Below are 9965 nucleotides of genomic sequence, written 5' to 3' on the forward strand. Positions count from 1 at the left end.
CCGGGCCCTTCGGCGTCGTGCCGGACGGGGCTGCGGGCGTCAGCCGCCCAGCTTGCGGGCGGTCTGGAAGGCGCCCGCGCCGCCGAGTATGAAGAAGAGCGCGTCGATCGGCTCCAGGTACTCCTGCCAGGCCTCGGACAGCGAGTCGAAGTGCTCGAAGAGGATCTCGGTGACCGGGACGCGGAAGACGTCGCTCAGCTCCAGGGCGATGCCGAAGATCTGGCCGAGGTAGACGCCGAGGAGCCCGAGGAGCACACCGACCACGGGCAGGGCGGGGTTGCGGCCGCCGACCTTGCCCAGGGCGGCGCCGATGAGCGCGCCCGTACCGACGGCGAGGTAGCCGATCTGGCCGCCGTCGGAGGCCTTGAGGATCCCGCCGTAGACGGCGGCGCCGACGAGCATGGCCACGAAGCCGAGCACCAGGGCGAGGCCGGGGTTGCCCCGGCGGACCGGCGGGGGCGGCGGCGGGAAGCCGCCGGGAGGGCCGTAGGGAGGCGGCGGCTGCTGCCCGTAGCCGAAGGGCGGCTGCTGGGGAGCGTGGGGCTGGTGCTGCGGCGGGTACGGCTGGGGCGGCGGCTGGCCGTACGGGTTGTGCTGCGGCGGCTGCTGCGGTTGCTGTGGCTGCTGCCAGGGCTGGCTCATCTGCGATGTCCCCCGAATGTGCTCGGTGTTGAGTAAGGGCCAAAAGGTATCAGCGTGCTACGACGCCGTCGTTACCCACAGCGAGCGCGCGGCTGTGAACTCCGTATAAAAGTTCGACCGTAAGGAATAATGGCAACTTATGGCGCAAAGCAAGTCGTTCAGCGGCAGGGACATGGGGATCGACCTCGGCACGGCGAACACCCTGGTGTACGTGCGCGGGAAGGGAGTGGTGCTCAACGAACCGTCAGTCGTCGCCGTGAACGCCGACGACGGCAGCGTGCTCTCGGTCGGCTCCGAGGCCAAGGAGACCATCGGCCGCACCCCCTCGAACATCGTCGCGGTCCGCCCGCTGCGCGACGGCGTCATAGCCGACTTCGAGGTGGCCGAGCGCATGATGCGGCACTTCATCAAGAAGGTCATGGGCAACCGCTTCTTCGCCCGTCCCCGCGTCGTGGTCTGCGTGCCCTCCGGCATCACCGGCGTCGAGCGCCGCGCCGTCATCGAGGCCGCCTCGCGCGCCGGGGCCCGCCAGGTGCACCTCGTCGAGGAGCCCATGGCCGCGGCGATCGGCGCGGGCCTGCCCGTCAGCGAGCCCACCGGCTGCATGGTCGTCGACATCGGCGGCGGTACGACCGAGGTCGCCGTCATATCCCTGGGCGGCATCGTCACCGCCCGCTCCGTGCGCACCGCCGGCGACGCGATGGACGCGGCGATCATCTCGTACGTGAAGAAGGAGTACTCCCTCGCGATCGGCGAACGCACCGCGGAGGAGATCAAGATGAACATCGGCTCCGCCGCGCCGACTGGCTACTGGTCCGCGGCAGGGCTGGCCGCCCTCGCCAAGCAGCTGGAGAAGGACACCGGCCTGGAGCAGGTCGGCGGCGACCCGGAGGAGACCCAGGGCCTCAAGCCGCCGGAGCGCTGCACCATCCGCGGCCGCGACCAGGTCAGCGGCCTGCCCAAGACGCGCGAGCTGACGGCCGACGAGATCCGCCACGCGCTGTCGGAGCCCGTCGACGCCATCGTCATGGCGGTCCGCCAGACTCTCGACGAGACCCCGCCGGAGCTCTCCGGCGACATCATGGACCGCGGCATCGTCCTCACGGGCGGCGGCGCGCTGCTGCGCGGCCTCGACGTCCGGCTGAGCAAGGAGCTCGACATCCCGGTCATCATCGCCGACGACCCGCTGGACTGCGTGGCGGTCGGCACGGGCCGCTGCGTGGAGGACTTCGCGGCCCTGAGGACGGTCCTGGACGCGCCGAACCGGGCGCTGGGGCTGGGGAGGCTGTAAGGGGCCGTCGGCGACTCCGGCAGAGGCGCGGCCTCCACGGAATCACAGCCCGTCCGGCATTTGAGGACAGCGCCGTCAGGCGCTTCACCTGACGGCGCCGGGGACGCCACCCCTTAGAGTCGATGCCCGGCGCCGGCGGGAGCCGCCCCGCGCGTGTCCAGGAGCAGCTGCGCCTTCACCGCCAGGCCCTGCAGGTCGTAGGTCCGGTGGTGCTGCAGCAGCACCGTCAGGTCGGCCGCGGCCGCGGCCTCGTAGACGCTGTCGGCCCGCGGCACCGGCCGCCCCATCACCCGCCACTGCGCCACGTGCGGGTCGTGGTAGCTGAGCTGCGCCCCCAGCTCCATCAGCCGTGAGGCGATCTCACGGGCGGGTGATCCCTGCTGGTCGGAGACGTCGGCCTTGTAGCTGACGCCGAGCAGCAGGACGCGGGCCCCGCGCGCGGACTTGCCGTGTTCGTTGAGGAGCGTGGCGCAGCGCTGGGTGACGTAGCGCGGCATGCGCCCGTTGACCTCCTGCGCGACCTCCACCATCCGCAGCGGATAGCCGAGGCTGCGGCCCTTGTAGGAGAGGTAGTTGGGGTCGATGGGCACGCCGGGGCCGCCGACACCAGGTCCCGGGCGGAAGGCCTGGAAGCCGAAGGGCTTGGTCTCGGCGCAGCGCACGACGTCCCACAGGTCGACGCCGATGTCGTGGCAGAAGACGGCCATCTCGTTGACGAGGGCGATGTTGACGTACCGGTAGTTGGTCTCCAGGACGCGGACGGCCTCGGCCTCGCGCGGCCCGCGCGCGCGGACGACCTTCTCGCAGACCCTCCCGTAGAAGGCGGCGGCGGCCTCCGTGCACGCCGGGGTGAGGCCGCCGATGACCTTGGGGATGCCGGCGTAGCCGTGGCGCTTGGTGCCCGGGTCCACCCGGGTGGGGGAGTAGGCCAGGTGGAAGTCGTGGCCGGCGCGCAGCCCGGAGCCGGATTCGAGCAGGGGGCGCAGGTATTCCTCCGTGGCGCCCGGGTAGACGGGGGATTCCAGGAGAACGGTGGTGTGCGGGCGCAGCCGCACCGCGAGCGCCCGGGCGGCGGCGCCGATGGCGGAGAGGTCGAGGGCCCTGTCCTCGCCGAGCCGGGTGGGGGCGCAGATCACGGCGGTGCGGACCTTGCCGAGCTCGGCGTCGGCGGTCGTGGGGCGGAAGCCGGCGGCGATCATCCGGCGGACCTCGGCGGCGGTGAGGGAGCCGTCGGCGCACTCCAGGGGGAGCCGGCCGGCGCGCAGCTCGGCGACGGTGTGCGGGTCGGGGTCGTAGCCGATGGTGTCGATGCCGGCGGCGGTCGCGGCCTGGGCGAGGGGGAGTCCGAGGTGGCCGAGTCCGATGACGGCGAGATCTGCGGGCATGACGAGGCGGTCCTTCCCGGGGAGCCGGGGGGTTCGGCACGCGAACGAGTTACATCAGGTTAAGCGGATATATGACTGTTATTCGGGATCAACGCGGCGCGGCTCGCTCCCTTGCGCCGCCGGCGCGGCCGAACCGGCCGATCTGGGGCAGCATCGAAGGGGAAGGACGGAAGCAGGCAAGCGCAGGGACCAGCGGAGCAACCGGCGGCCGAAACGGAGGCAGCGGTGAGGACAGCGACACTCGGGCCGGACGAGCGCAGTGCGGCACTCGCCCGGATGGCGGAGCGGGAACTGGACGTCCTGGTCGTCGGCGGCGGGGTCGTCGGCGCGGGCACCGCGCTCGACGCGGCCACGCGGGGGCTCACGACCGGCCTCGTCGAGGCGCGCGACTGGGCGGCGGGCACCTCCAGCCGTTCCAGCAAGCTCATCCACGGCGGCCTGCGCTACCTGGAGATGCTCGACTTCGCCCTCGTCAGAGAGGCCCTCAAGGAGCGCGGCCTGCTGCTGGAACGGCTCGCCCCCCACCTGGTCAAGCCCGTGCCCTTCCTCTATCCGCTGCAGCACCGCGGGTGGGAGCGCCTCTACGCGGGCTCGGGCGTCGCGCTCTACGACGCGATGTCGGTCTCATCCGGGCACGGCCGCGGTCTGCCCACCCACCGTCACCTCACCCGCAAGCGGGCCCTGCGCGTCGCGCCCTGCCTGAAGAAGGACGTGCTGGTGGGGGCGCTGCAGTACTACGACGCCCAGATGGACGACGCCCGCTACGTCACCACCATCGTGCGCACGGCGGCCGCCTACGGCGCCCACGTAGCCAACCGGGCGCGGGTGACCGGTTTCCTGCGCGAGGGCGAGCGGGTGGTCGGCGCCATGGTGCGCGACCTGGAGCAGGGCGGCGAGTTCGAGGTCCGCGCCCGGCAGATCGTCAACGCCACGGGGGTGTGGACGGACGACACGCAGAAGCTCATCGCCGAGCGCGGCCAGTTCCACGTCAGGGCCTCCAAGGGCATCCACCTGGTGGTGCCGAAGGACCGCATCCACTCCACCACCGGGCTGATCCTGCGCACCGAGAAGAGCGTGCTCTTCGTGATCCCCTGGGGCAGGCACTGGATCATCGGCACGACCGACACCGACTGGGACCTGGACAAGGCCCACCCCGCCGCGTCGAGCGCGGACATCGACTACCTGCTGGAGCACGTCAACTCCGTCCTGGCCGTGCCGCTGACGCGGGACGACGTACAGGGGGTGTACGCGGGGCTGCGCCCCCTGCTGGCCGGCGAGTCGGACGCGACCAGCAAGCTCTCGCGCGAGCACACCGTGGCCCACCCCGTGCCCGGGCTGGTCGTCGTGGCGGGCGGGAAGTACACCACGTACCGCGTGATGGCCAAGGACGCCGTGGACGAGGCGGTGCACGCGCTCGACCGGCGCGTGGCCGAGTGCGTCACGGAGGACGTGCCGCTCGTCGGGGCGGAGGGCTACAAGGCGCTGTGGAACGGGCGCGCGCGGATCGCCCAGAACACCGGCCTGCACGTGGCGCGCGTGGAACACTTGCTGAACCGCTACGGCTCGATGGTGGACGAAGTGCTGGAGCTCGTCGCCTCCGACCCCTCCCTCGGCGACCCGCTCACCGGCGCCGACGACTACCTCCGGGCCGAGGTCGTCTACGCCGCCTCCCACGAGGGCGCGCGCCACCTCGACGACGTCCTCACCCGCCGGACCCGCATCTCCATCGAGACCTTCGACCGGGGCACGCGCAGCGCCCGCGAGGCCGCCGAGCTGATGGCGCCAGTGCTGGGCTGGGACCGCTCGCAGGTGGAGAGGGAGGTCGAGCGTTACGAGAAGCGGGTGGAGGCCGAGCGCGAATCGCAGCTGCAGCCCGACGACCTGACGGCGGATGCGGCGCGGCTGGGGGCGCCGGACGTCCAGCCGATCTGAGGTCACGGATCTGAGGTCACGGATCTGAGGTCACGGATCCGAGGTCTCCGATCCGACGTCTCTGATCCGACGTCTTGGATCTGGTGTCTTGGATCTGACGTCTCTGATGCCCCGTTGGGGCAGTTGTGTCTGGTGAGCTCTGATGAGCGTCATGTGACGGCTCCGACGCGCCGGGAACCGTCCTGTCCGAAACAGGGTCCTGTAAAGGCAACGGCCCCGTGCGGCACCCGTCGCCGTCGTCGTGCCGGGCTCCGCCGGGCCCTCGCGGCGCAGGTGGGCCGGGCCGGTGCGGCGGCGGCCGGCGTGCGTGGCGCGGAGGGCGAAGGGCGGCGGTGCGCCCGTATTGTCCGCCGGCCCGCGGACCCTGGCCTTCCGCCGGTCCGCGGATGAGAGACAATGGTGGCTCTGCCAGGGTCGGTTGGTCGCAGAGCTGATTGCCAGAGGGGACGCATGTCGGAGGCGGAGCAGACGCAGGGCACGGCAGGGCGCCTCCTGGCCGGGCGGTACCGCCTCGGGGACGTCCTCGGCCGCGGCGGCATGGGCACGGTCTGGCGCGCCGGTGACGAGACCCTGGGCCGTACGGTCGCCGTGAAGGAACTGCGGTTCCCGGCCAACATTGACGAGGACGAGAAGCGACGCCTCATCACGCGCACGCTGCGCGAGGCGAAGGCCATCGCCCGGATCCGCAGCGCGGGCGCGGTCACCGTCTACGACGTCGTGCACGAGGACGACCGCCCCTGGATCGTCATGGAGCTCATCGAGGGCCGCTCGCTCGCCGATGCCATCCGCGAGGACGGGCCGCTGAAGTGGCGCCGGGCCGCCGAGGTCGGCCTCGCCGTCCTCGATGTGCTGGGCGCGGCGCACCGCCAGGGCATCCTGCACCGCGACGTGAAGCCCTCCAACGTGCTCATCTCGGACGACGGCCGCGTCGTCCTCACCGACTTCGGCATCGCGCAGGTCGAGGGCGACCCCTCCGTCACCTCCACCGGCATGCTCGTCGGCGCCCCCTCGTACATCTCCCCCGAGCGCGCCCGCGGCCACAAGCCCGGCCCGCCCGCGGACCTCTGGTCGCTGGGCGGCCTGCTCTACGCGGCGGTCGAGGGCGTCCCGCCGTACGACAAGGGCTCGGCCATAGCCACCCTCACCGCCGTGATGACCGAGCCGCTCGGCCCGCCGAAGAACGCCGGCCCGCTGGCCGAGGTCATGTACGGGCTGCTCGCCAAGGACCCGGAGAAGCGGCTCGACGAGGCGGGCGCCCGCGCGCTGCTCACCGACGCCGTCAACGCCCCCGACGAGCGCCTGCCCCCCAAGCCGAAGCCCGCCGCGCGGGACCTCGACGCCACGCAGGCCATCGCCGTCCCGCCGATACCGGAGACGGCCGTGCCCGCCCGGCCGCAGGCCGGGCCCTCCGTCAAGCGCGCGGGCGAGCCCGTGGCCAAGGCCGCGCACGCGCCTTCGCCGCAGGGGCCGCCGCGCGTCGCGCCCCCGGTGCACGGCGCGCCGCACGCCGCGGGCGCCGATTCCACCACCCGTCAGTTCCCCGGTGACGCCCCCGGCGGGCGGGGGAGCGCGGGCGGCAGCCTGCTCGGTGCGCGCCAAGGCGGCGTCGTGCGCAAGCCCCTCCTGGAGACGGTGCCGCGGCGGACGCTGGTCGTCGCGGCGGTCGTCGTCGTGCTGGCCGTGCTCGGCACGGTCCTCGCCTTCGCGCTGAGCGGCGGTGACGACGAAGGCGGCAAGGAAGGCAAGTCCGCGACCAAGCGGACGCCTTCGGCCGGCGCCTCGGGCCGGGCGGACGGCCGGGGCGGGACGGATGCCCAGGGCAAGGGCGACGGTCAGGGCAAGGACGGCAAGGACGGCAAGGACCTCAAGGCCAGGACCGCTTCCGCCTCCGTTCCCGTCTCGGGCGGTCAGGGCACGGACATCGCCGGGTTCAAGCGGATCGAGAACGACGAGTACCACTTCACGATCGCCCTGCCGGAAGGCTGGAAGCAGACCGGCACCGCCGGTGAGCACTCGGGCGCCATCTACAGCGCGTCTGGCGGCTTCCCGCGCGTCCAGGTCGACTTCGGCTCCGACCCGAAGTCGGACGCCGCCAAGGAGTGGCGCGAGTCCGACTCCGGCGCCCGGCACACCATGCCGAACTACAAGGGGCTGTCCGTCCAGGAGATCCGCGGCTGGGAGGGGCACGACTACCCGACCATCGCGGACTGGTCGTTCGAGCGCGACCAGAACGGCAAGCGCGTCCAGGTCCTCAACCGCGGCTTCAAGGTGGACGACGAGCGCGGCTACGCCATCATGATCACGTGCGAGAAGGACAAGTGGGGCGACGCCGAGTGCCGGGCGCTGCGGGACGCGGCGTTCAGGACCTTCTCGCCGGAGGACTGACCTGACTTGACCTGACCTCGGCGACGGAGCCGGGGCCGGGGCCGGGGCCCGGTCGGACTCGCGCCTGTGTACCTGGGTGCCTAGGTGCACGGGCCTCCGGACGTCAGTGGCCCGGGAGGCTGGAGCCGACCTTTCTGACGGGTGTGGCGCTATGGACGACACCCGCGGACGCCCCCGTACATCCTCGGAGCCACGTACTGAGCCGTACGCGCCCGGAGGGGCGGGTTCGGCACGTATCGTGAGGTGTCGTGGACGGTACGCAGCTGCAATAGGCGGCAAATTGACCGCTGTTGGCGGTTGTCCGGGCATTCGGGCGAGGTGCGGATCGCGCGCTTGGGGAGGCGTCGTGGACGACTACGCAGGGCGGATCCTGGCCGACCGGTATCGCCTGCCCCTGCCGCCGTCCGACGTCTTCGAACTCGTCGAGACCCGTGCCTTCGACACCTTGAGCGGGCAGGAGGTCCTCGTCCGGCAGATCCCGCTGCCGGAGGTCGTGGACGCCGAGGTGCTGGACGGTGCCCCGGGCGCCCTCCGCGCCGGGGCGGGCCGTACGGCCGGTGCCGCCGCGGTCTCCGGTGCGGGCGGCGATCCGGCGGTGAGGCGGGCTCTGGCCGCCGCCGCGGCCGCGGCGCAGGTCCCCGATCACCCCCGGCTCGACCAGGTCTTCCACGTTTTCGCCGAGGGCGGCAGCCTGTGGGTCGTCAGCGAGCTGCTGCCGGCCCGCCCGCTCGCCGCGCTGCTCGCCGAACGGCCCCTGTCGCCCCACCGAGCCGCCGAGGTCGCCGCCGACGTCCTCACCGCGCTGCGCGCCCTGCACGCCCACGGCTGGACCCACCGCAACATCACCACGCGCACGGTCCTCATCTGCGACGACGGCCGCGCCATCCTCACGGGCCTGGCCGCCGGCGCCGCCGAGGAAGCCCTCTGCGGCTACAACCCCGTCCCGGACGGCCACACCCCACCCGCGGGCCTCGACGGCCAGGGCCGGGGCGGAATGCCGATGCCACGGGGCCCGGGACCGGGACGGTCGGCGGGGCGGGCGGGACCGAGGGGGCCGGTAGACGGCGGAGCCCCGGGAGCCGGCGGAGCCCCGGGGGCGGCCGGGCGCGGGACCGGAGGCGGGCCGGGCGGATACGGGCCGGGCGGAGGTTCGCCGGGCGGAGGCGCGGCCGACGGATACGGGCCGGGCGGCGGTGCGTCGGGTGGAGGCGCGGTCGGCGGTTACGGGCCGGGCGGCGGTGCGCCGGGTGGTGGCGGTGCGCCGGGCTTAGGCGAGCCGGGCCCGAGGCTTGCCCGGTCGCCGTACCGGGACCAGGGCGCCGCAGGCGGATTCCTGCCGCCGAACAGCCAGGGAGCACCGGTCAGGCCGTGGCCGCCGGAGGGTTTCCGCCCTCTGACGGCGGGCGGCGGGCCGGGAACGGGGCCGCCGGTGCCCGGCCGGATCCCCGGGCACCCGGGGCCGGACGGGCAGGGCTTGGGCCGTCCGGGCGGGCGGGGTGCCGGGATGCCGGGCGGGCAGGACTTCGGCCACCCGGGCGGACAGAGGGCGGGTCGCCCGGGTGCGCAGGGGTCCGGGCAGCCGGGCGGCCAGGGCCCTGAGTCGCCGGGGGATCGGGCCACCGGATACCCGGGCGGGCAAAGCGCGGGACACCTGGGCGCGCGGGGCACCGGTCAGCCGGCCGGCCGGGCCCCCGGGCCGTCGGGAGGCCGGGCCACCGGACACCCGGGCGGGCAGGGCCGCCCGGGCGGGCGGGGCGCCGGGTATTTCGGTGGGCCAGGCGCGGGCGCGGGTTCGGCGGGAGGCTCGGGCGCCGGACGACCCGGCGGGGAGAACTCCGCCCGGCCCGGCGCGCCGGGCGCCGGGCCAGGCGGGCGGGAAGGTGGTCCGCGGCAAGTGCGGTCCGCGGCCATTGCGGCCTATCGCGAAGGGGCCGCCCGCGCCGCGGCCGCGCGCGCGGCCGGGAGGAACGCGTCGTCCGCGACGCCGACGGGCTCGTCCACGTGGGGCGGCGGCAGCGCCGCCAGTGGCTCCGCGCCGGTGCCCGTGCCCCGGCCCGCGAGCCCCCTTCACGGCGCGCCCCCCGGCAGGAACCGGCCCCGAGGTCCCGCCGACGGGGCGAACACCGCCCGCCCGGACGTCCCCGAGGTGAAGCTCCCCGGGACGGCCGCCTCCTGGCCCGGCCTTCCCGGACTGATCCCCGGCCGGACGCCTCCCCCTCCCCGCCCCGCCCGCCCCCCCCCCCCCCCCCCCCCCGCCCCCCCCCCCCCCCCCCCCCCCCCCCCCCCCCCCCCCCCCCCCCCCCCCGCCGCCCCCCCCCCCCCCCCCCCCC

General features: G+C 74.2%; 5 protein-coding genes and 1 pseudogene. 4 read left to right on the top strand and 2 right to left on the bottom strand.

The annotated features are described in order from the left end of the window. Positions 1–39: 39 nt before the first annotated feature. Positions 40–642: a hypothetical protein gene (locus tag NQU55_RS26560; protein ID WP_168093464.1), complete on the bottom strand. Its 603-nt coding sequence runs from the start codon at positions 640–642 to the stop codon at positions 40–42. Between the two features lie 139 nt (positions 643–781). Between NQU55_RS26560 and NQU55_RS26565 the strand changes: the two genes are divergently transcribed. Continuing rightward, positions 782–1933: a rod shape-determining protein gene (locus NQU55_RS26565; RefSeq protein ID WP_256791300.1), complete on the top strand. Its 1152-nt coding sequence runs from the start codon at positions 782–784 to the stop codon at positions 1931–1933. Positions 1934–2046: 113 nt separating this feature from the next. Here the strand turns inward: NQU55_RS26565 and NQU55_RS26570 are convergent, their stop codons facing one another. After that, a complete protein-coding gene (locus tag NQU55_RS26570) occupies positions 2047–3318 on the bottom strand; it encodes a nucleotide sugar dehydrogenase (RefSeq protein ID WP_168096138.1) in 1272 nt (423 codons plus the stop codon). Between the two features lie 225 nt (positions 3319–3543). Here NQU55_RS26570 and NQU55_RS26575 point away from each other — a divergent pair, with 225 nt between their 5' ends. From NQU55_RS26575 to NQU55_RS37290, 3 genes and pseudogenes are all read left to right on the top strand, one after another. Beyond that, positions 3544–5250 carry a glycerol-3-phosphate dehydrogenase/oxidase gene (locus NQU55_RS26575; protein WP_168096137.1) on the top strand — a complete coding sequence of 569 codons (1707 nt, stop codon included), beginning with the start codon at positions 3544–3546 and terminating at the stop codon, positions 5248–5250. A gap of 450 nt (positions 5251–5700) precedes the next feature. Further along, entirely contained in the window at positions 5701–7635 is a 1935-nt protein-coding gene (locus NQU55_RS26580) for a serine/threonine-protein kinase (protein WP_256791301.1), read from the top strand. 346 nt (positions 7636–7981) lie between these two features. Beyond that, positions 7982–8581 (top strand): annotated as a pseudogene (locus NQU55_RS37290) (protein kinase); the annotation flags it as partial. Positions 8582–9965: the final 1384 nt, after the last annotated feature.

It is taken from the genome of Streptomyces telluris, from assembly GCF_024519335.1.
GTDB lineage: Bacteria > Actinomycetota > Actinomycetes > Streptomycetales > Streptomycetaceae > Streptomyces > Streptomyces telluris.